The 1,531-nt window shown below is 70.7% G+C and carries 1 protein-coding gene; it reads right to left on the bottom strand.

Annotation, left to right across the window (positions count from 1 at the left end; translation table 11 throughout):
- On the bottom strand, positions 1 to 1,531 hold a 1,531-nt coding region (locus ACZ6CL_RS42950; protein ID WP_468947023.1), incomplete at both ends, for a type I polyketide synthase.

Here is a 1,531-nt window from a genome sequence, read left to right as displayed (position 1 = left end):
ATGAGACTCCCCAGCCGCCAACGCCTCCACCGCCGCCACCAACTCCGCACGACCCTCACCCACCACCACCGCACGATGCTCGAACACCGACCGCGTCGTCACCAACGACCAGCCAACCTCGGCAACCCCTGCCTCCGTATCAGCTACTCGGGCCGCCAACACACCCGCCTGATCCCGCAGCGCCTCCGCACTCCGCGCCGACACCACCCACGGCACCACACCCTCAACAGGCCGCGCCTGAACCTCCTCAGGCTGGTCCGGGGCCTGCTCCACAATCACATGGGCGTTGGTGCCGGAAATGCCGAACGCCGACACCCCGGCCCGTCGCGGGCGCTCGCCGCGCGGCCACGCCACCGGCTCGGTCAGCAGCCGTACCGCGCCGCCGCTCCAGTCCACGTGCGGGGTCGGCTCGTCGACGTACAGGGTTGCGGGCAGCATTTCGTGGCGCAGCGCCATCACCATCTTGATCACACCGGCCACGCCCGCGGCACCCTGTGCGTGGCCGATGTTGGACTTCAACGAGCCCAGCCACAGCGGCTGGTCGGCGGGGCGGCCCTGGCCGTACGCGGCGATCAGCGCGTCCGCTTCGATGGGGTCGCCCAGTGTGGTGCCGGTGCCATGGGCTTCGACGGCGTCGACCTCGGCGGAGGACAGCTGGGCATTGATGAGGGCCTGTCGGATCACGCGCTGCTGCGAGGGGCCATTCGGCGCGGTCAGCCCGTTCGACGCGCCGTCCTGGTTGATCGCCGAGCCGCGGAGCACCGCGAGCACCTGGTGTCCGTTGCGCCGTGCGTCCGAGAGCCGTTCCAGGAGCAGCAGGCCGACGCCTTCGGAGAATCCCGTACCGTCGGCGGCCGCCGCGAAGGGCTTGCAGCGGCCGTCGGGGGCCAGTCCGCGCTGGCGGGAAAATTCCACGAAGGTGTTCGGGGTGGTCATCACCGTGACGCCACCGGCCATGGCGAGGGTGCATTCGCCCTGTCGCAGCGCCTGGCAGGCCAGATGCATGGCGACGAGGGACGAGGAACACGCCGTGTCCACGGTCACGGCGGGTCCTTCGAGGCCGAGGGTGAAGGCGACCCGGCCCGAGACGACGCTGAGCGTGTTGCCGGTGAGCAGATAGCCCTCGGCGTTCCTTTCGATGTGCGGGGTGCCGAAGCCGAGGATTCCGGCACCCGCGTAGACGCCGGTCGGGGTGCCCTTCAGCGAGGTGGGGTCGATTCCGGCCCGTTCGAGCAGCTCCCAGGAGACCTCCAGGAGCTGGCGCTGCTGCGGTTCGGCGGCCAGTGCCTCTCGCGGGCTGATGCCGAAGAAGGTGGCGTCGAATCCGCCCGCGCCCCGCAGAAAGCCACCCCGGCGGACGTAGCTGGTGCCGGAGTGATCCGGGTCGGGGTGGTAGCTGCCCTCCAGGTCCCAGCCGCGGTCCTTCGGAAAGTCACCGATGGCCTCCCGGCCGGAGGCGACGAGGTGCCACAGGTCCTCGGGGGACGCGATGCCACCCGGGAAGCGGCAGGCCATGCTGACGATGGCCACC

It is taken from the genome of Streptomyces sp. NPDC041200, from assembly GCF_055591805.1.
The sequence above is the reverse complement of the archived record's forward strand: the minus strand, read 5'-3'. Positions and strand labels throughout refer to the sequence as shown.